The sequence below is a fragment of the Nocardioides sp. zg-1228 genome (genome assembly GCF_017086465.1).
Taxonomy (GTDB): domain Bacteria; phylum Actinomycetota; class Actinomycetes; order Propionibacteriales; family Nocardioidaceae; genus Nocardioides.
Genome location: NZ_CP070961.1, coordinates 184,369 through 202,381 on the forward strand (window position 1 = coordinate 184,369; position 18,013 = coordinate 202,381).

General features: G+C 74.7%; 22 protein-coding genes. 18 read left to right on the plus strand and 4 right to left on the minus strand.

All coding sequences use genetic code 11. The annotated features are described in order from the left end of the window. Positions 1-17: 17 nt before the first annotated feature. The 4 genes from JX575_RS00905 to flgN are packed head-to-tail and all read right to left on the minus strand — an operon-like array spanning position 18 to position 3,247. Positions 18-443, minus strand: coding sequence for a flagellar assembly protein FliW (locus tag JX575_RS00905; protein WP_241005278.1), 426 nt, complete (start codon positions 441-443; stop codon positions 18-20). After that, positions 440-1,339 (minus strand): flagellar hook-associated protein FlgL, encoded by a 900-nt coding sequence (gene flgL / locus JX575_RS00910; protein ID WP_186339839.1) that lies wholly within the window; start codon positions 1,337-1,339, stop codon positions 440-442. Before flgL ends, JX575_RS00905 begins: the two co-directional genes overlap by 4 nt. Further along, the gene (gene flgK, locus JX575_RS00915; protein ID WP_186339840.1) at positions 1,339-2,739 is read right to left on the minus strand and encodes a flagellar hook-associated protein FlgK; all 1,401 of its coding nucleotides are present in this window, start codon (positions 2,737-2,739) and stop codon (positions 1,339-1,341) included. Before flgK ends, flgL begins: the two co-directional genes overlap by 1 nt. A gap of 1 nt (position 2,740) precedes the next feature. Continuing rightward, on the minus strand, positions 2,741-3,247 hold the full coding sequence (gene flgN, locus JX575_RS00920) for a flagellar export chaperone FlgN (RefSeq protein ID WP_241005279.1): 507 nt from the start codon (positions 3,245-3,247) through the stop codon (positions 2,741-2,743). Positions 3,248-3,575: 328 nt separating this feature from the next. Between flgN and JX575_RS00925 the strand changes: the two genes are divergently transcribed. The 18 genes from JX575_RS00925 (at position 3,576) to JX575_RS01010 (ending at position 17,949) form a co-directional block, all read left to right on the plus strand. Continuing rightward, a complete protein-coding gene (locus tag JX575_RS00925; protein ID WP_241005280.1) occupies positions 3,576-4,373 on the plus strand; it encodes a sigma-70 family RNA polymerase sigma factor in 798 nt (265 codons plus the stop codon). A gap of 123 nt (positions 4,374-4,496) precedes the next feature. Continuing rightward, positions 4,497-5,327, plus strand: coding sequence for a flagellin (locus JX575_RS00930; protein ID WP_186339842.1), 831 nt, complete (start codon positions 4,497-4,499; stop codon positions 5,325-5,327). Positions 5,328-5,434: 107 nt separating this feature from the next. Continuing rightward, positions 5,435-6,757, plus strand: coding sequence for a flagellar filament capping protein FliD (gene fliD, locus JX575_RS00935; protein ID WP_186339843.1), 1,323 nt, complete (start codon positions 5,435-5,437; stop codon positions 6,755-6,757). A gap of 13 nt (positions 6,758-6,770) precedes the next feature. Then, positions 6,771-7,151, plus strand: coding sequence for a flagellar export chaperone FliS (gene fliS, locus JX575_RS00940; protein ID WP_186339844.1), 381 nt, complete (start codon positions 6,771-6,773; stop codon positions 7,149-7,151). Then, positions 7,148-7,495 carry a hypothetical protein gene (locus JX575_RS00945; protein ID WP_186339845.1) on the plus strand — a complete coding sequence of 116 codons (348 nt, stop codon included), beginning with the start codon at positions 7,148-7,150 and terminating at the stop codon, positions 7,493-7,495. Before fliS ends, JX575_RS00945 begins: the two co-directional genes overlap by 4 nt. 197 nt (positions 7,496-7,692) lie before the next feature. Then, a complete protein-coding gene (locus JX575_RS00950; RefSeq protein WP_186339846.1) occupies positions 7,693-8,052 on the plus strand; it encodes a flagellar basal body protein in 360 nt (119 codons plus the stop codon). After that, the gene (locus tag JX575_RS00955) at positions 8,052-8,444 is read left to right on the plus strand and encodes a flagellar basal body rod C-terminal domain-containing protein (RefSeq protein WP_186339847.1); all 393 of its coding nucleotides are present in this window, start codon (positions 8,052-8,054) and stop codon (positions 8,442-8,444) included. The genes JX575_RS00950 and JX575_RS00955 overlap by 1 nt, the downstream gene beginning before the upstream one ends. Next, positions 8,444-8,761, plus strand: coding sequence for a flagellar hook-basal body complex protein FliE (locus JX575_RS00960; protein WP_186339848.1), 318 nt, complete (start codon positions 8,444-8,446; stop codon positions 8,759-8,761). Before JX575_RS00955 ends, JX575_RS00960 begins: the two co-directional genes overlap by 1 nt. Then, entirely contained in the window at positions 8,761-10,347 is a 1,587-nt protein-coding gene (fliF, locus tag JX575_RS00965) for a flagellar basal-body MS-ring/collar protein FliF (RefSeq protein ID WP_186339849.1), read from the plus strand. The genes JX575_RS00960 and fliF overlap by 1 nt, the downstream gene beginning before the upstream one ends. 8 nt (positions 10,348-10,355) lie before the next feature. Further along, positions 10,356-11,357, plus strand: a complete 1,002-nt coding sequence (fliG, locus tag JX575_RS00970; RefSeq protein WP_241005281.1) for a flagellar motor switch protein FliG — start codon at positions 10,356-10,358, stop codon at positions 11,355-11,357. After that, positions 11,341-11,949: a hypothetical protein gene (locus JX575_RS00975; RefSeq protein WP_186339851.1), complete on the plus strand. Its 609-nt coding sequence runs from the start codon at positions 11,341-11,343 to the stop codon at positions 11,947-11,949. Before fliG ends, JX575_RS00975 begins: the two co-directional genes overlap by 17 nt. Further along, a complete protein-coding gene (locus JX575_RS00980) occupies positions 11,946-13,253 on the plus strand; it encodes a FliI/YscN family ATPase (RefSeq protein ID WP_186339852.1) in 1,308 nt (435 codons plus the stop codon). Before JX575_RS00975 ends, JX575_RS00980 begins: the two co-directional genes overlap by 4 nt. Then, the gene (locus tag JX575_RS00985) at positions 13,253-13,753 is read left to right on the plus strand and encodes a flagellar FliJ family protein (protein ID WP_186339853.1); all 501 of its coding nucleotides are present in this window, start codon (positions 13,253-13,255) and stop codon (positions 13,751-13,753) included. Before JX575_RS00980 ends, JX575_RS00985 begins: the two co-directional genes overlap by 1 nt. Then, complete coding sequence (locus tag JX575_RS00990; RefSeq protein ID WP_186339854.1) at positions 13,750-14,733, plus strand: transglycosylase SLT domain-containing protein; 984 nt, start codon at positions 13,750-13,752, stop codon at positions 14,731-14,733. Before JX575_RS00985 ends, JX575_RS00990 begins: the two co-directional genes overlap by 4 nt. Continuing rightward, positions 14,730-15,968: a flagellar hook-length control protein FliK gene (locus tag JX575_RS00995; protein WP_186339855.1), complete on the plus strand. Its 1,239-nt coding sequence runs from the start codon at positions 14,730-14,732 to the stop codon at positions 15,966-15,968. The genes JX575_RS00990 and JX575_RS00995 overlap by 4 nt, the downstream gene beginning before the upstream one ends. A gap of 9 nt (positions 15,969-15,977) precedes the next feature. Beyond that, positions 15,978-16,454, plus strand: coding sequence for a flagellar hook capping FlgD N-terminal domain-containing protein (locus JX575_RS01000; protein ID WP_186339856.1), 477 nt, complete (start codon positions 15,978-15,980; stop codon positions 16,452-16,454). A gap of 25 nt (positions 16,455-16,479) precedes the next feature. After that, positions 16,480-17,319: a flagellar hook-basal body complex protein gene (locus JX575_RS01005; protein ID WP_186339857.1), complete on the plus strand. Its 840-nt coding sequence runs from the start codon at positions 16,480-16,482 to the stop codon at positions 17,317-17,319. A gap of 96 nt (positions 17,320-17,415) precedes the next feature. Next, on the plus strand, positions 17,416-17,949 hold the full coding sequence (locus JX575_RS01010; protein ID WP_186339858.1) for a hypothetical protein: 534 nt from the start codon (positions 17,416-17,418) through the stop codon (positions 17,947-17,949). The last annotated feature ends 64 nt before the right edge of the window (positions 17,950-18,013 follow it).

Sequence of the window (18,013 nt, forward strand, 5' to 3'; positions counted from 1 at the left end):
AGGCGTCGCGCGACGCCTCACGCGATCAGGGGCGTGGCGACCGACAGGCCCGGGTCGTCGAGCACCACCTGCACCGCGCGGTGGGTGGCGACGTCGAGCACGACGGGCGCGGCCAGGTTGGCCGTGGTGCTGGCGAGGGACGCGCCGGCGGTGAGCACGCAGAGCACGACGAGGTCGTCGACCGACGTCGAGCGCAGCTCGGTGAGGACCGCCTCGTCCACCTCGGGGGCGTAGTCGGGGAAGAACGGCGCCGGCGGCACCACGAGGAAGCGCAGCCCCGGCTCGTCGAGCGAGGTGAGGCTGCACAGCACGCCGTCGTCGTCGACCTGCACCAGCGCGAAACGCTCGCGCCCGGGGAAGCCGGGCAGCGGCTGGGCGAGCTCGATCACCGGGATCTCGGGGGCACTGCTCGGCGGCATCACGGTCTCCATCGTGGCGATCATCGCAGAAAGTCCATCAGGCTCGGCTGGAGGACGCGGGCGGTCGCCGCGAGCGCTGCCTGGTAGGCGACCTCCTGCATCTTGAGGTCCACCATGGTGCGGGGCAGGTCGGCGTTCTCGATCTCGGCGAGCGCGCTCGTCAGGGACAGCTCCGCGTCGACCGCGGCGGTGCTCGCCCGCTCGACCCGGGCCGCTCGCGCGCCCACGTCGGCGCGGGCCACGACGAGCCGGTTGCCGTCGTCCTCGAGCGCGGCGACCCCGGCGCGGATGCCGGTCTCGTCGCCCGAGCGCAGCGCCGCGGAGAGCGCCGTGAGGTGGTCGAAGACGTTGTCGCCGTCGGCGCCGAACGCGGCGGGCCCGGGCAGCGACACGTCGACGACGACGCCGTCGGCGACCGTGCGGTGGACCGGGTGCGCGTCGCCGGCGAAGGTGACGGCACCGCCCGCCTCGGTGAAGGCCGCGGACCCGGCCGTGGTGCCGCCCAGCACCGGTCGGTCGACGTAGGTGGTGTTGGCGACGCCGAGGAGCGCGGAGCGGAGCTGGTCGATCTCGACCGCCAGCGCCTCACGCGACTGGGGGCCGGCGGCACCGCTGACGGCCTGGATGCCGAGCTCGCGGGCGCGGCGCACCAGGTCGTTGGACGCCCCGAGGGTGCTGTCGAGGGTGTCGAGCCAGCCGGTGCCGTCCGCGGCGTTGCGGGCGTACTGCTGCTGAGCGCCGATGGACGCGCGCAGCCGCATCGCGGTGGCGGCGTCGCCGGGGTTGTCGGAGGCGCGGTTGAGCACGCGGCCGGTGGACAGGTGCTCCTGGATCTCCGCGAGGCGCGACAGGCTGCCCTGGAGCCGGTCGAGGGACCGGTCGGTGAGCATCGACTGGGTGACGCGATTGATGGTCGTCATCAGCGCACCAGCCCGGTGCGGTTGATGAGGGTGTCGAGCACCGAGTCGAGGGTCGTCATCACCCGGGCCGCGGCCTCGTAGGCGCGCTGGGCCTGCATCATCGTCACCATCTCCTCGTCGAGGTTGACCCCGGACAGCTGCTCACGCGCGCCGTCGACCTGGCCGGTCAGGCCGGCCTGCGCGGCGGCGAGGCGCCGGACGGAGGAGACCTCCGTGCCCAGGACGCTCACGAACCTCTGGTAGCCCTGCTCGGGCCCGCCGAGGGCAGCGGCCACGGCCGTCGCGTTGCTCCCGTCGCGGTTGGCGCCGCCGGCGACTCCCGACGCGGCGAGCGCGGCCGGGTCGGTCAGGAGCAGCACGAGGGGACCGCCGGGGGCGTTCGGGTCCACCGCGAAGACGGGCTGTCCGGGCGCACCGCTGGCGTCGTGCCCCGCGCCGTGCGCGGCGTTGACGGCGTCGGCGAGGTGCTGCGCGACGGCCTGGAGGTCCGCGCGCAGCCCGGGGAGGGTGGTGGTCAGCAGCTCGGAGGTGCCGCCGATCTCGCCGCGCAGCCCCGACACGGGGGTGGTGGCGCCGTCCGGCCCGGTCACCGCGAGCGCGAGCGCCGCACCGTCTGCGGTCCCGTCGGGCGCGACGCCACTCGTCACCGCGAGGCTGCCGGCCCGGCTGCCCGTCACGAGGGCGACGCCGCCGACGCTGACGTCGAGGCCGCCCTGGCCGTTCTCGACGGCGGTGCCGCCGGTCAGCTCGGCCAGCCGCAGCGCCATCTGGTCCCGCGCGTCGAGCAGGCCGGACGCGTCGGTGTTGGAGAGTCGGGCGGCGGTGATCGCCTCGTTGGCCGCAGCGAGGTCCCGCGCCAGCGTGTTGGTCTCGCCGACGTCGGCGAGCAGCGACATCCGCTGGTCGCCCTCCTCGGCGGCGACGTTGCGGCGCTGGGCGGCGACCGCCTCGACGAGGGTCTGCGAGGTGGCGAGCACCTGGCTGCGCACGGCGGCGGAGTCGGGGTGGTTGGCCAGGTCGTGCCAGGCCTTGCGCACCTCGCCCAGGGCGCCGGAGATCCCGTCGCCGGCCGGCTCGCCGAGGGAGGCCTCCACGCGGGCGAGGGCGGCGGCGCGGGTGTCGAGGTAGGCCTGGCTGCCGTGCTCGCGGCGGGCGCGGGCGTCGAGGAGCGGGTCGACGAGCCGGTCGACCGATCCGACGCGCACCCCTTCGCCGTGGCCCTCGTAGCGACTCCACATGGCCGGCTGCGCGGGCGCGCCGACGGAGAGGCCGACGACCCGGCGGCGGGCGTAGCCGTCGGTCGCGACGTTGGCGATGTTGCCGCTCGCCACCTCCATCACCGCCTGGTGGTAGCGCAGCGCGCTGGCGGAGGTGGAGATCGAGCCGAAGGTGCCGGCCACGTCACAGGCTCCGGTCGACGAGGCGATTGCGGGCGGGCTCGGCGGTCGCGCTGCCGTCGGCGGAGTAGCCGTCGACGGAGTCGCCGAGGGAGAGCAGGGTCTCGCGCGCCGAGCGGTAGCCGGCGGAGATCAGGTGCTTGTTGGAGTCGGCGAGACGGGTGATCTCGTGCGTGAGCTGGACGAACGCCTCACGGTGCTCGGTGAGGATCGTGCGCCACGGCTCGTCGGCCGCCTCCGCGAGGGAGGCCAGGCTCAGGTTGGCCTCCATCCCGAACGCCGCTGCGGCCGCGTCGGCCGCGACCGCGCGCAGCACCTCGGTCTCGCGGATCGTCGCCAGCAGGCCGTCGATGTCGCGCGTCGCGTGCGCCAGCCAACGGCTCCGGCCGCTGGCCAGCACCAGCTGCTCGACCTCGAGCCGGTAGTGGAGCTCCTCGAGCAGCTCGCGCTCGCGCCAGAGCACGAGGGACAGCCGCTCCACAGCCGCCGGCGGGGTGTCAGTGATGGTCACGAGACGTCCATCGGCCGCGCCGGCAGCCACCTGAGGAGTTTGTGGCGGAGGCGGCGACGCCCGCGCGGCGGGTCGGGTCATGCCCGTCCGGCGGGACTGACCACCCACCCGTGGCCCGTTCGGGCCATCCCGGTCGGGACCACGGTCCTCGATCGGGCCGCGAAGGTCCTCGGATGTGCTGATCCGGCAGCGGAATCGCCCCGGGGCACCAAGCATCTACCCCGTGCCTGCTAGTCCTTCGCTCCCTTCCCCGGTCCAGACCGCTGCGGTCGCCAGCCCGTCGTCCGCAGGGTCCCCCGCCGCCGCCCCGGCGACGACCGACGACCTGGTGACCGCCCACATCCCGCTCGTGGGACACCTGGTGCGAGAGGTGCTGGCGCGCGTGCCCGGCCACGTCGACCGCGACGACCTGACCTCCGCCGGCCTGACCGCCCTGGTGCAGGCGGCGCAGGGCTTCGACGCCGCCCGCGGGGTGCCGTTCGCGCGGTATGCCTCGACCCGCGTCCGGGGGGCGCTGCTCGACGAGCTGCGCGGGGTCGACTGGGCGACGCGCTCGGTGCGACGCACGGCACGAGGCCTCGACGAGACGCGGACCCGCCTGACCCAGAGCCTGGGCCGGGTGCCCACCGATGCCGAGGTCGCCTCGGCGCAGGGCATCGCCGTCGACGACGTGCTGGCCAACCGCGAGGACCTCGCGCGGGCCCAGGTGAGGTCGCTCGAGGCCGACGACGCCCACGGGTCGTACGCCGGCTCGCTGGTGTCCACCACTCCGACCCCCGAGCAGGCCTTGGTGCACGCCGAGCTGCTCGACTACCTCGCCGACGCGGTCGCCGCGCTGCCCGAGCGGTTGCGTCGGGTCGTGGAGGGCTTCTTCCTCGCCGAGCAGCCGATGGCCGAGCTCGCCGCGGAGCTCGGCGTCACCGAGTCGCGCATCTCCCAGCTGCGCGCCGAGGCGATGGTGCTGCTGCGCGACGGCATCAACTCCCAGCTCGACCCGCTGCTGGTGCCCGCCCACGAGCGGCCCGGCGGCGTGGCCGCGCGCCGGCGCGAGGCCTACTTCGCCGCGGTGGCCGAGCGGCACGCCGCGGCGCACGCCCCCGCCGCGCGGGTGGCGACGAGCGCCTGACCCGGCGCCGCGCAGAAACCTCCCCCGAAAACCTCAGGTGCCCACCCGGGCGACCGAACAGGACCTCGACGGAGTCCACGGACGGACTCCAGCTAGTGATCCACACCACGGAAGGAATCCATCATGGGTCTTCGCATCAACCAGAACATCGACGCCGCCAACTCGTACCGCAACCTGTCGGTCACGCAGGGCCAGATGTCCAAGTCGCTCGAGAAGCTGTCCTCCGGCTTCCGCATCAACCGCGCCGCCGACGACGCGTCCGGCCTGGCCATCTCCGAGGGCCTGCGCTCGCAGGTGGGTGGCCTCAAGGTGGGCGCCCGCAACGCCCAGGACGGGGTCAGCCTCGTCCAGACCGCCGAAGGCGCGCTGACCGAGGTCCACTCCATGCTCCAGCGGATGAACGACCTCGCGGTCCAGCACAAGAGCGGCACCCAGAACGACAAGTCACAGGCCGCCCTCCAGGCGGAGTTCGACCAGCTCGCCACCGAGATCGGCCGCATCCAGACGAACACGAAGTTCAACGGCGACCAGCTCTTCGCGGGCGAGGCCAAGACCTTCCAGGTCGGTCACGCCAGCACGGACACGATCGACGTGTCGGTCAGCGCCCTGGCGGCGTTCCACGCGGGTCCCACAGAAGCCGCCCCGGATGCCGCGACGACGGTCGGTGGCGTCGCGATCGACATCACCGACAGCAACACGATCCAGGAGGCGATCACCAACGTGTCCACCCAGCGCGCCGAGCTGGGTGCCATCCAGAACCGCTTCGAGCACACCATCAACAACGTGAACGTCGCGATCGAGAACCTGTCGGCGTCGGAGTCGCGCATCCGCGACACCGACATGGCGCAGGAGATGATGAGCTTCACCCGCTCGCAGATCCTGTCCCAGGCCGGCACGGCGATGCTGGCGCAGGCCAACCAGGCCTCGCAGGGCGTGCTGTCCCTCCTCCGCTGATCGGCTGAGGGAGCTCTCACCCACCCGATGCCGGGCGGGTCGCGGCCGTCGCGACCCGCCCGGCACCACCGGTCCTGATCGGGGCCGACCGACGAGAGGGGACGGCGATGGGATCGGCCAGCATCAGCGGGCTCGGCAGCGGCCTCGACACCGCGACGATCGTCGACCAGTTCATGCAGCTCGAGGCGGTCGGGCAGACGCGGCTGAAGTCCCGGGCCGCCACCGAGAGGTCGGTCGTCTCGCTCCTCCAGGGACTCAACACCAAGATCGCCGCCCTCGCGACGAGGGCGGGCGACCTGGTCAAGCCGGCCGGCCTCACGCCCCTGTCCGCCACCAGCTCCGACGCCAAGGTCGCGGTCAGCGCAAGCGCCACGGCGAGCCCCGCCGGCTTCTCGGTGCGGGTCGACCAGACCGCCGCCAGCCACCGGCTCGAGCTCGCGACAGCGGTCGGGCTGGACGCGGCAGGCGCCGTGCCGACCGCCCTGCGGCTGGACCGGCTCGACGGCTCCGCACCCCTCGACCTCACCACCGACGGAACGCTCGCCGGCCTCGCCGCCGCGATCAACGACCCGGCCAACGCCACCGGCCTGCGCGCCACGACCGTCAAGGTCGGCACCGAGCAGTACCGGCTCGTGGTGGAGGCGGCCGAGTCCGGCGCCGCCGGTGGCTTCACGCTCACCGCCGCCGACGGGTCCGACCTGCTCGGCGGGGCCACCGTCCGCGCCGGGCGGGACGCGCAGGTCACCATCGGTGACTCGATCGTGGCCACGTCGGCCACCAACACCTTCGCCGACCTCGTCCCCGGCGTGACCCTCACCCTGGCCTCCGACGCCACCGGCACCACCTCGCAGGTGGCCCTGGCCCGTGACCCCGCGGCCGCCTCGACGGCGCTCAAGGGGCTCGTCGACGCGGTCAACTCCGCGCTCTCCGACATCGACGCCCAGACCCGGACAGGCACGGGCACCAGGGGTCCCCTCGCGGGCGACAGCACCCTGCTCTCGCTGCGGGACCGGCTCCTGTCGTCGGTGTTCGCCGGCGAGGGCAGCCTGGCCGACCTCGGCGTCCAGGCCGACCGCTACGGCAAGCTCGTCCTCGACGAGGCGGCCTTCACCAAGGCGTACGCCGCCGACCCGGCCGGCGTCCAGGCCCGGCTCACCGCCCCCGCGACGGGGTTCGTCGCCCGCATCGCCGACGTCGCCAAGGTCGCCAGCGACCGCGTCGACGGCACGCTCACCAGCGCCATCACCGGCCGCAACGACGCCATCGGTCGCCTCGACGAGGGCATCGAGGCGTGGGACCTCCGGCTCGAGCTGCGACGGACCGCGCTCACCCGGCAGTTCACCGCCCTGGAGACGGCGCTCAGCCAGATGAACAGCCAGTCCTCGTGGCTGGCCGGCCAGATCTCCGCACTCACGCCCCCGGGAAGCTAAGGACAGCACCCTCATGGCCTACTCCAACCCCGCCGCCTACCTGCAGGCGTCCGTCGAGACCGCCAGTCCGGCCCGGCTGCTGGTGATGCTCTACGACCGGCTCGCCCTCGACTGCCGCCGCGCCGTCGCGGCCCAGGAGGCCGGCGACCACGACGCCGCCCGCCCCCAGCTGCTGCACGCGCAGGACATCGTCACCGAGCTGCACTCCTCGCTCCGGGTCGACGCCTGGGACGGTGGCCCCGGACTCTCCGCGCTCTACTCCCACCTGCTCGTGCAGCTCGTGCGCGCCAACGTCGACCGCGACGTCGTCGCGACACGGCACTGCCTCGACCTCGTCGAGGGCCTCGCCGACGCCTGGCGCCAGGCCGCCCTGCAGGCCGCGGTGACGGCATGATCGGGCGAGTCCCCCTGGACGGCGAGGAGCTGTTCCACGCGTGGGAGCGGGCGATCGACGCCCTCGAGCGTGACGTGCTCCTGGCCGAGGGCTTCGTGGCCGACCCGGCCGGCGTGCTGGCCCGCGGGGCCGAGCTGCCCAGCGGATGGGTGCCCACCGAGCTGGAGGGCACGATCCCCGCCACCCTCGTCCCCCGGGCCGCAGCCCTGCTGCGCCGCCAGGCCGCCGTCCGCGAGCAGCTGGCGGGCGCCGTCGGCAGCGCCCGGGTCGACCTCGCCCGGTTGAGGCGCACCGCGCCGGTCGCCCGGGCGACGGGCCCGGCGTACGTCGACCTCTCCGCCTGAGCCTCCCGGCCGGGTGGGCCCGGCATGGCACGGCCGGGTGGTGCGCGCCGGGACCAAGGTCCCGACCTCGGGCCGCGGGCCAGGAAGTCGCCCCGATTCCCTCAGCGAGGAGCGCGAACGGCCGATGCGGGGGGTGAGCACGGAACGCTCGACCCCCGCCGACGGACCGGCACCCGATTCCTCCTGCAGGAGCACCCGTGTCCCTGGGCATGCCCGACGCCGTGTCGTCCGTCCTCGTCTCGGCCCTCGACGGCCTGGCGCTGCGCCAGAGCGTCATCGCCGACAACATCGCCAACGTCGACACGCCGGGCTTCCGCGCCACCAGCGTCGACTTCGAGTCCTCGCTCGCGGCCGCCCTGCAGCACGGTGAGATGCCCGCCTCCGGCGTGGCCCCCGTCGCTCGAGCGACCAACGCGCCCGCCGGCCAGGACGGCAACAACGTCGACCTGCGCAAGGAGTCGCTCGCCGCGGTGCAGTCGCAGTTCCAGTACCAGGTGATGACCCGCGCCGTCTCCGACCGCGCCTCGCTCCTCTCGGTCGCCGCCGGGGCCATGTGATGGGCGCCTTCGACATGCTGCGCATCGCCAACAGCAGCCTGGGCATGCACCAGACGTGGCTCGACGCGCTGGCCCACAACATCGCCAACGCGTCCACCGTCCGGGCGACGAGCGAGGACGCCTTCCAGGAGCAGCTCGTGGTCGCCACGGCCCGCCCCGACGGCGGTGTCGACGTGAGCGGCATCGAGCTCGGCGACGCCGAGGGCGTCCTGCAGCACGCCCCCGACCATCCCCTCGCCGACGCCGACGGCATGGTGCGCGTGCCGGGCATGGACATGACGGTGCAGATGACCAGCCTCGTGCAGGCCCAGCGCGGCTTCCAGGCCTCGGTGCAGGTCACCCGCACCGCGCAGGACACCTACACCGCCGCCCTCCAGATCGGGCAGCGCTGATGAGCATCGGTGGCATCGAGTCGATCGGCGGCTTCATGCCGCTGGCCGCACCCGTCGTCTCCGCCCCGTCGACGGCCACGGCCCCGACCTCCGGCGCCGACTTCGGGAGCATGGTGCTCGACGGGCTCGAGCGCCTCGAGGGCATCCAGGACTCCGCCGACACCCTCGCGGTGCGGGCCGCGTCGGGCACGCTGCCCAACATCCATGACTACACGCTGGCCGCGACCGAGGCGGAGGTCGCGACCAAGCTGACCGTCGCCGTGCGCAACAAGGCCATCGAGGCGTTCACCGAGATCATGCGGATGCAGGTCGGCTGATGAGGACCGGGATCACCCGCGCGCTGGACCGTCTCCGCCGCTCGTTCGCGCTCTTCAGCCCGGGCCAGAAGGTCGTCGCCGTGATCGGCACGGCGGCGCTGCTGCTGGCCGCCGTCATGGTGTTCCGCTGGGCCTCCGCGCCGTCGTACGCCCCGCTGTTCTCCAACCTCTCCGCCGAGGACGCCTCGGCGGTCGTCGAGCAGCTCGAGGCGGACGGTGTGTCCTACGAGATCGGCGGGGGCGGCGGCACCATCTCGGTGCCCCGCGACCGGGTCTACGCCACGCGCATCGCGCTGTCCGGCGAGGGCATCCCCTCCGCCAACGGCGACGGCGGCTACGCCCTCCTCGACGGCCAGGACATCTCGACCTCGCAGTTCAAGGAGCAGACCGACTTCAAGCGGGCGATGGAGGGTGAGCTCGCCGCCACGATCGAGTCCATCGACGGCGTCGACGCCGCCGACGTGCTCCTGGCCCTGCCGCCCAAGGAGGTCTTCGCCGAGGAGCAGGACCCGGCCACCGCGTCGGTGCTCATCGACTCCGGGGGCCGCACGCTCACGCCCGACCAGGTGCAGGCCGTGGTGCACCTCGTCGCCTCCAGCGTCGACGGCCTCGACCCGGCGAAGGTGACCGTCGCCGATGCGACCGGCCGGGTGCTGTCCGACAGCGGGGACGGGGCCGGCGGGCTCAGCAGCGGTCGCAACCGTCAGGTGCAGGACTACCAGGACCAGCTGGCCGCCAAGGCGCAGGCCATGCTCGACCGGGTCTTCGGCCCGGGCAACTCCTCCGTCCAGGTCACCGCGGTGCTCGACTTCGACAAGGTGGTCACCGAGACCACCACCTACGGGCGGAAGAACGCCCCGACCCTCTCCGAGTCGGTGCAGTCGGAGACCTACTCCGGCTCCGCGGCGCCCGGCACCGCCGGTGGCGTCGTGGGCCCGGACGCCCAGCTCGAGACCGGGGGCGCCGGTGGCGACGGCAGCTACAACAACTCCGCCACCGTCCGCGAGAACGGCGTCGACAAGGTCGTCGAGCAGTCGGAGACCTCGCCCGGATCGGTCGACTCGCTGCACGCGGCCGTCGTGATCGACACCAACTCCGCGGTCGCGGTCGACGCCAGCGAGATCGACGCGCTCGTGTCGTCGGCGATCGGCATCGTGCCCGAGCGCGGCGACACCATCGAGACCTCCAGCGTCCCCTTCGACACCTCGCTCAAGGACGCCAACGCCGCCGCGCTCGAGCGCGCGGCCGCCGAGGAGGCGGCCGCCAAGCGCAACGCCTGGCTGCGCAACGGTGCGCTCGGCGGCGGGGTCCTGCTGCTGGTGTGCCTGGCGTGGCTGCGCGCGCGCCGCAACGCCCAGGCCCGCGAGCACGCGACCACCTACGTCGTGGAGCAGCTGCGGCAGGAGCAGGCGACGCGGGCCGCGCTGCAGGCCTCGCAGGTCGTGGACGACGCGCCGACCGCGCTCGCGATGGCGCCGGTCGTCGAGCCCGTGGACGGGATGCGGGACGAGCTGGTCGCCCTCGTCGAGCGCCAGCCGGACGAGGTCGCCTCGCTGCTGCGCGGCTGGCTCGTGGAGCGCCCGTGATGGGCGTCGTGACCGGGACCGGGGCCCGCAAGGTGGCCATCGTGCTGGTGCGCCTGGGCAAGGACCGGGCCGCGGAGGTCATGTCCCACATGAGCGACGAGGAGGTCGAGGTGGTCTCCGCCGAGATCGCCCAGCTCGCGGCCGTGGAGCCGGCCGAGGCGCAGACCGTGATGGGGGAGTTCTCCGACCTGTTCGCCGCGCGCCGCCGCCAGCTCCAGGGCGGCATGGACCTCGCGCGCGACCTGCTGCAGCGCTCCCTGGGCGACGACCGTGCCGAGGAGGCCGTGCAGCGGCTGCACGCACGGGCGGTGCAGCTGCCCTTCCAGCTCCTGAGCCGGGCCGATCCCGACCAGCTGCGCTCGTTCGTCCGCGACGAGCACCCCCAGGTCATCGCGATCGTGCTGGCCCACATGAGTGCCGAGAAGGCGTCGCTGGTGCTCTCCGGGCTCGCGTCGGAGCTCCAGGCCGAGGTGGCGCACCGCATCGCGACGATGGACCGCGCCAACCCGACCGCGGTGCGGGTCGTGGAGTCCGTCCTCGAGCGACGGTTCTCCTCCGTGCTGGCGCCCAGCGACGCCTCCCGCGTCGGCGGGCTCGGCCCGCTCGTCGACATCATCAACCGCGCGGACCGCTCCACCGAGCGCCAGATCGTGGCGGGCCTGGAGTCACTGGACGCCACGCTGGCCGAGGAGGTGCGGAGCCGGATGTTCGTGTTCGACGACATCATCCGACTCTCGGACCGCGACGTGCAGCAGGTGCTGCGCCAGATCGAGACCGCGCAGCTCGCGCTGGCGCTCAAGGGCGTCTCGGCTCCGGTGCGCGACAAGATCACCCACAACCTGTCCGAGCGCGCCGCGGAGAACGTGCTCGAGGAGGTCGAGATCCTCGGCCCGGTGCGGCTCACGCGGGTGGAGGAGGCCCAGCAGGCGATCATCGCCACGATCCGCGCGATGGAGGAGCGCGGCGAGGTCGTGGTGCGGAGGGCAGGCGACGATGAGTTCATCGACTGAGGCCCGGGCAGGGGCCGGCGCCGCGGCGCTGCCGGCCCTGTCGACGCTGCGGATGCCCGAGCTGCAGACCGTGGAGACCAGTCGTGCGGCCGCACAGGCACAGGGCTACGCCGTGGGCTGGGCGCAGGGTCGACGCGAGGCCGCGGCCGCCGCGGCGGCCCAGGCCGACGAGCTCGCCCGCCGGGCGGCGGCCGAGGAGGCCCGCCGCGAGGCCGAGCACGCCGCCACCATGGACGCCCTCCGGGAGGCCGCGCGCGCGGCGCACGAGCTCCTGGCCGACGCCTGCCGGCGCGTCGACGACCAGGCCGCCGCGCTCGCCCTCGAGCTCACCCGAGCCCTGGTCGGCGCGGCCCAGCCCGACCCGGCGCACGTCCTCGGACGGGTCCTCGGGCTGCTCCCCGAGCACGCGGTGGTCTCGGTGAGCCTGCACCCCGACGTCGCCCCGCTGGCCGACGACCTCCGCGAGCTGTCCATCGCCGTCGTGGCCGACCCGACGCTCGGGCGCGCCGACGCGGTCGCCCACGCCGGCGACCACGTCGTCGACCTCCGCGTCGACGAGGCGCTGGCCCGGCTGGCCGAGGTGCTGCGATGAGCGTCCTGTCCCCCGACCTCCGAGCGCGTGCCCTCGACGCCGTGGCGCCGCTCCGGCTCGGCCGCGTCGCCGAGCTCCTCGGCCTCCGGCTCCGGATCACCGGGCTGGCCGCGGCCGTCGGCGACCTCGTCTCGGTCGAGGGGGAGCGCGGGGCCGTCGTCCTGGCCGAGGTGGCCGCCAGCGGCCCCGGCGGCCTGACCTGCCTGCCGCTGGGCAGCACGACCGGCCTGCGGGTCGGCGACGTCGTACGCCACACGGGCGGCCCGCTGCTCGTGCGGGTGGGCGACGAGCTGCGCGGGCGGGTGCTCGACGGGCTCGGCCGTCCTCTCGACGGCGGACCGTCGCTCGACCACCTGCCGCAGGTCGGCGTCTCCCAGGCCGCGCCCGCGGCCCTGAGCCGCCCGCGCATCGACCACCAGGTCGGCCTCGGAGTCCGCGCCCTCGACGCCCTCACCCCCTGCGGCCGCGGCCAGCGCATCGGCATCATGGCCGGCTCCGGCGTCGGCAAGTCGAGCCTGCTCTCGATGGTCGCGCGCGGCACCGACGCCGAGGTCTCGGTCATCGCGCTGATCGGTGAGCGCGGCCGCGAGGTCCGCGAGTTCATCGACAACGACCTCGGCCCCGAGGGCCTGGCGCGCTCGGTCGTCGTCGTCGCCACCTCCGACGCACCGCCGGTCGAGCGCCTGCGTGCGGCCGCCGTCGCCACCCGCGTCGCCGAGCACTTCCGCGACAGCGGCAAGCACGTGGTGCTGATGATGGACAGCCTCACCCGGGTCGCCATGGCCCAGCGCGAGATCGGCCTCTCGGCGGGCGAGCCGCCGGCCACGCGCGGCTACCCGCCCAGCGTCTTCACCCTGCTCCCCCAGCTGCTCGAGCGGGCCGGCACGTCGCCGACCGGCAGCATCACCGGGCTCTACACCGTGCTGGTCGAGGGCGACGACATGCAGGACCCGATCGGCGACACCGCGCGGTCGATCCTCGACGGCCACGTCGTGCTGTCGCGCCGCCTCGCGACCGCTGGCCACTTCCCCAGCATCGACGTGCTCGAGTCGATCTCGCGGGTCACCGGCTCCGTCACCGACGTCGCCCAGCGCGCCGACGCCACCCGGCTGCGGCGCCTGCTGGCCGCACACCGCTCGGTGCGCGAGCTCGTCGAGATCGGCGCCTACGTCGCGGGCGCCGACCCCGACGCCGACGTCGCGCTCGCCCGGATGCCCGCGATCGACGCGTTCCTCCGCCAGGGCATGGACGAGCCGAGCGACCTGGCCACCACCTGGCAGAGCCTGCGCGAGCTGGTGGCCTGATGGCGCGCGACAACGACCCGGACGCCGGGATGCGCGCCGTCGCCCGCGTGCGCGGCGTGCGCGAGCAGGACAGCCGCCTCGGCGTGGCCCGCGCCGCCGCCGACGAGCGCGAGTCCGCACGCCGCCTCGACGCGGTGGTCGCGCGCCTCGCCTCCGCCGCCGAGCCGTCGGTCGCCGACCCGGAGGCGTACACGGCCGCCAGGCGCGCCGCCGCCGGGCTCGCCGCGGACGTCACCGCGTCCCGGGCCGCCCTCGCATCGGCCGCGACGCTCACCACCCTCGCGCGCGAGCACTGGCAGCGCGACCGCACCCGGCTCTCGGCCGTCGAGCTGCTGCTCGAGCACCGCGCGCAGCAGCGCCGCGCCGAGCGGCTGCGACGCGAACGGGTCGAGGTCGACGACCTCGTCGCCGCCCGCTGGATGCGCGCCCGCCCCACCGAGCCCTCGGCCGACCCCCTGACCGACCCCCTGACCGACCCCAGCGCCGGAGGCGCCGCATGAGCATCACCGACGTCACCGCCCGCATCTCCCAGATCCAGGCCCAGCTCGCCCTGCTGCCGCGCGCCGGCGGCGCGTCGGCCACCTTCACCGACGCGCTGTCGCGCACCACGGCGGCGTACGCGCCGGGTGACCCCGCGGGCGCGCCCGGCCCGGCCGGGTCGGTGACGGGCGACCAGGTCGTCACGCGCGCCCTCGAGCTCGTCGGGCTGCCCTACGTGTGGGGCGGCACCGACCCCGAGCGCGGCGTGGACTGCTCCGGGCTGGTGAAGTCCGTCTACTCCACCTTCGGCATCGACCTGCCCCGGCTGTCCGCCGACCAGGCCCGCGCCGGAACGCCGGTCGCGAGCCTCGACCAGGCGCTGCCGGGCGACCTCATCGCCTGGGACAACTCCGGGCGCAACGTCGGCGCCGACCACATCGCCATCTACATCGGCAACGGGATGATGATCGAGGCGCCGCGCCCCGGCGGTGAGGTGCAGGTCGTCCCCGTGACCACCCCGCCCGACTACGTCCGGCGCATCCTCGCCGACCCCGCGCCCTTCGCCACCACGCCGGCCACGGCGCCGACGGCGGCCACCGCGCCGGGCGCGGCCCCCGCCGGCACGCCCTACGCCGACCTCTTCCAACGAGCGGGCTCGACCCGCGGTGTCGACCCCGCCCTCCTGGCCGCGGTGGCCCGCCACGAGTCGGGCTTCGACCCGCGAGCGGTGAGCCCCGCCGGTGCGCAGGGGCTGATGCAGCTGATGCCGGCCACGGCCCGCGGACTCGGCGTCGCCGACCCGTTCGACCCGGCGCAGGCGGTCGACGGAGCGGCGCGGCTGATCGGCGACCTGCTCACCCGCTTCGGCTCCGTCGAGCTGGCCCTGGCGGCCTACAACGCCGGCCCCGGGGCCGTGATGCGCTACGACGGGGTGCCGCCCTACCCGGAGACGCGCGCCTACGTGCAGTCCGTGATGACCAGCTGGCAGGGGGCCGCATGAGCACGATCTCGACCACCACCACCACCGGCGCCGCCCCGCCGGCCGGCCGGATGCCCGGGGTCGCCCCGACGTCCGCTCCGGCCGGGAGACCCGGTGCGGTCGGCGAGCAGGCCGGTCCCGCGGGGTTCGCCGCGCTGGTCGCCCAGCTCCTCGCCGGCGAGAGCGGCGACACCGTCGCAGGCGCGGACGGCGGCGATCCGGCGCCGGCTCCGGCGGACTCCGGGGAGGCGGGGACGGAGGACGGCGCGGACACCGCGTCCGCCGTTCCGCCCGTCGTGGTGCCCACCGCACCGCTCGCCGCCGTCGCGCCCCACCTCGCCTCGACGCTCGCCGCGGGCGTCCCCGCCGCCGCGCCGGAGGCGGCCCTCGTGGTCGACCCGTCAGGGCACGCCGCGCCGGCCGCGCCGGGCGACGCCGGTGCCCCGGTCACGGTCTCCGCCGGCGCGACCACGACCGGCGGTGCCGGGTCCGGCAGCGGCCAGGGCGCCGGTCCGGACGCCGGTCCCACCCCCGCCACCGACGTCCCGGAGACCCCCAGTGGGACGCCGGGCGGCCCCGCCGACGACACCGGCCCGGCACCGGCGGCCGGTGCGGTGTCCGGTGCGGTGTCCGGTGCCGCGTCCGGCTCGGCGGCCGCGTCGGCGACCGGGCTGGCCACCGGGGGGATGACCACGGTGTCGACCACGGTGTCGACCATGCCGGGCGCCGCCGTGGCGAGCCCCGCGCCGCCTCCGCCCGCCGTCTCCCAGGTCGTGCCGGAGGTGACCCGCCTGGTCTCCCGGGGCAACGGCGTGCACCGGCTCACCATGCTCCTGCAGCCGGAGGCGCTCGGCGAGGTGCGGGTGACCCTCACCGTCCGCGACGGCGCCGTCCAGGTGCAGCTGAGCGGCGGCGGCGAGGCCGTCCGCGCCCTCACCGAAGGGGCCCCCGAGCTGCGTCGCGTGCTCGAGCTCGCCGGGGCGAGCGAGGCGCGCGTCGTCGTGCGCGACCTCGCCGGTCAGGCCGCGAGCCCCGCTCCGGCGGCCACGGGCACCGGCAGCCACGACACGTCGTACGACCCGCGCAGCAGCGCGGGCGGCGACACGCCGTCCCCGGGTGGGGACGCCGCGCAACACGACCGCCGCGCACGGACGCACGGCGGACCAGCAGCCACGGACGGCGTCACCGACGGAGCGACCGCGCCCCGTCCAGACCAGGTCGGCGGTGCCCGGCAGGGCATCGACCTGACCATGTGAGGAGGAGTCGTGTCGATCTCCGCCACCGAGGCGTCGACCACCGCGACCACCGCATTTCCCACGGGGACGTCGGCGTCACCGGCGTCCGCCGACGACAAGCAGATGTTCCTGGAGCTGATGGTCGCGCAGCTGCGCTACCAGGACCCGCTCAACCCGACCGACTCGAGCGCGTTCCTCGCCCAGTCGGCGCAGTTCACCGCACTGGAGAAGATGCAGGACGTCTCCGACCGCGTCGGCGCGCTGCTGGGCTCGCAGATGGCCTTCGGCGCCGGCGCCATGGTCGGCCAGCAGGTCTCGTGGATCGACGCCGACGGCGTGACCACGCACTCGGGGGCCATCGCCGGGGTCACCTTCGGCGCGCAGGGCCCCGTCTTCGAGATCGACGGCGCACAGGTGCCGCTCGCGCAGCTCCTCTCCGTCGGCACCACCACTCCCGGCACCACCCCCGGCACCACTCCCGGCACCACCGACCCCGCCACGGCCTGAGGCCGTCACCGAAAGGACCCCACCCATGCTCCGCTCACTCTTCTCCGGCATCAGTGGCCTGCGCGCCAACCAGACGATGCTCGACGTCACCGGCAACAACATCGCCAACGCCAACACGGTCGGCTTCAAGGCCTCCACCACCGTCTTCCAGGACACGCTGAGCCAGGTCATGCGGGGCGCCGCCGCGCCCGGCAACGGCAACGGCGGCACCAACCCGATCCAGGTCGGCCTGGGCGTGCAGGTCGCCGCGACCCGCGGCAACTTCACCCAGGGGTCGGCGCAGGCGACCGGCTCGGCCACCGACCTGATGATCCAGGGCGACGGCATGTTCGTGCTCGGCTCCGGTGCCGAGCGCGTCTTCACCCGCTCGGGAGCGTTCACCTGGGACGAGGCCGGCAACCTGGTGTCCGCCAGCGGCAAGAAGGTGCAGGGCTACGCCCCGGGTGCCACCGACGGTGCCCTGATGGACGTCAACCTCGACGCGCTCGCCGCCGGCCTCCCGGCCGGTGTGGAGATGACCTCCTACTCGATCGGCAGCGACGGCGTGGTCCGCGGCACCTTCTCCGACGGCGAGCAGCGAGACATCGCCGTCGTCGCGGTCGCCGACTTCACCAACCCGGCCGGGCTCGAGCGGGTCGGCGAGACGGCGTTCCGGGCCAGCGCCAACTCCGGCGCCCCCGAGCTCGGCGTCGCCGGGCAGGGCAGTCGCGGGGAGCTCGTGGGCGGCGCCCTCGAGATGTCCAACGTCGACCTGTCGGCCGAGTTCACCAACCTGATCCTCGCCCAGCGCGGCTTCCAGGCCAGCTCGCGTGTCATCACCACCTCCGACCAGGTGCTCGAGGAGCTCGTCAACATCAAGCGCTGACGACCGCGGTGGCCGGGCGGCCCGCTCGCCGCCCGGCCACGGGGGTCGGTCGCGGCGGGCGTTTGGCCCGCCGTCGTGGGGGGAACGGTGCGGGTCATGATCGCCGTGCTGTGGCTCCTCACGATCGTGCTGGTACTCCTGACGGTCATCGATCCCCGCAGGCTCTGGTACGCCACGACCGCCTGGCAGTTCAGGCACCCGGAGGCCAACGAGCCGTCCGCGGCGGTGTTCGCGCTGGGCCGGGTCGTGTCGGGAGTCGCGGCCGTGGTCGTCGGCCTGGCCGCGCTGGTCTCGACGGCCGGCGCCGCCGCACCGCTCAGCCAGGACCGGCTCGACGCGGCGGGCCGCAACGCGGCCAGCGAGCTCGCCGGCCCCTACTTCAAGTACAGCACGCCCGGGGTCGAGCGGGTCGCGAAGGCGCTCGGACGCGGTGACGTCACGGTGACCGAGGCCGGCACGGTCACCGAGGACTCGGCGTTCGGCGCGCCCACCCCCACCACCGACCGCTTCGAGCTCGTGAGCGCCGAGGACGCCTCCATCGCCGGCTGCCTCGAGGTGTCCTACGAGGGCGGCCTGTTCCAGGACGCGGACGTCGACGTCGACGTCGAGTACTCCTCCGGCGCCTGCTGACCCCGCCCACTGCACGTCCCACTCCGCGTGGGCGAATTTCCCTCCCGCGCTTGTCTCAGGTCGG

Excerpts from the sequence above, each read along its gene's own strand:
- JX575_RS00905 (WP_241005278.1), bottom strand. The coding sequence starts at position 443 with ATGATCGCCACGATGGAGACCGTGATGCCGCCGAGCAGTGCCCCCGAG.
- flgL (WP_186339839.1), bottom strand. The coding sequence starts at position 1,339 with ATGACGACCATCAATCGCGTCACCCAGTCGATGCTCACCGACCGGTCC.
- JX575_RS00930 (WP_186339842.1), top strand. The coding sequence starts at position 4,497 with ATGGGTCTTCGCATCAACCAGAACATCGACGCCGCCAACTCGTACCGC.
- fliD (WP_186339843.1), top strand. The coding sequence starts at position 5,435 with ATGGGATCGGCCAGCATCAGCGGGCTCGGCAGCGGCCTCGACACCGCG.
- fliS (WP_186339844.1), top strand. The coding sequence starts at position 6,771 with ATGGCCTACTCCAACCCCGCCGCCTACCTGCAGGCGTCCGTCGAGACC.
- JX575_RS00945 (WP_186339845.1), top strand. The coding sequence starts at position 7,148 with ATGATCGGGCGAGTCCCCCTGGACGGCGAGGAGCTGTTCCACGCGTGG.
- JX575_RS00955 (WP_186339847.1), top strand. The coding sequence starts at position 8,052 with ATGGGCGCCTTCGACATGCTGCGCATCGCCAACAGCAGCCTGGGCATG.
- JX575_RS00960 (WP_186339848.1), top strand. The coding sequence starts at position 8,444 with ATGAGCATCGGTGGCATCGAGTCGATCGGCGGCTTCATGCCGCTGGCC.
- fliF (WP_186339849.1), top strand. The coding sequence starts at position 8,761 with ATGAGGACCGGGATCACCCGCGCGCTGGACCGTCTCCGCCGCTCGTTC.
- JX575_RS00975 (WP_186339851.1), top strand. The coding sequence starts at position 11,341 with ATGAGTTCATCGACTGAGGCCCGGGCAGGGGCCGGCGCCGCGGCGCTG.
- JX575_RS00980 (WP_186339852.1), top strand. The coding sequence starts at position 11,946 with ATGAGCGTCCTGTCCCCCGACCTCCGAGCGCGTGCCCTCGACGCCGTG.
- JX575_RS00985 (WP_186339853.1), top strand. The coding sequence starts at position 13,253 with ATGGCGCGCGACAACGACCCGGACGCCGGGATGCGCGCCGTCGCCCGC.
- JX575_RS00990 (WP_186339854.1), top strand. The coding sequence starts at position 13,750 with ATGAGCATCACCGACGTCACCGCCCGCATCTCCCAGATCCAGGCCCAG.
- JX575_RS00995 (WP_186339855.1), top strand. The coding sequence starts at position 14,730 with ATGAGCACGATCTCGACCACCACCACCACCGGCGCCGCCCCGCCGGCC.
- JX575_RS01005 (WP_186339857.1), top strand. The coding sequence starts at position 16,480 with ATGCTCCGCTCACTCTTCTCCGGCATCAGTGGCCTGCGCGCCAACCAG.
- JX575_RS01010 (WP_186339858.1), top strand. The coding sequence starts at position 17,416 with ATGATCGCCGTGCTGTGGCTCCTCACGATCGTGCTGGTACTCCTGACG.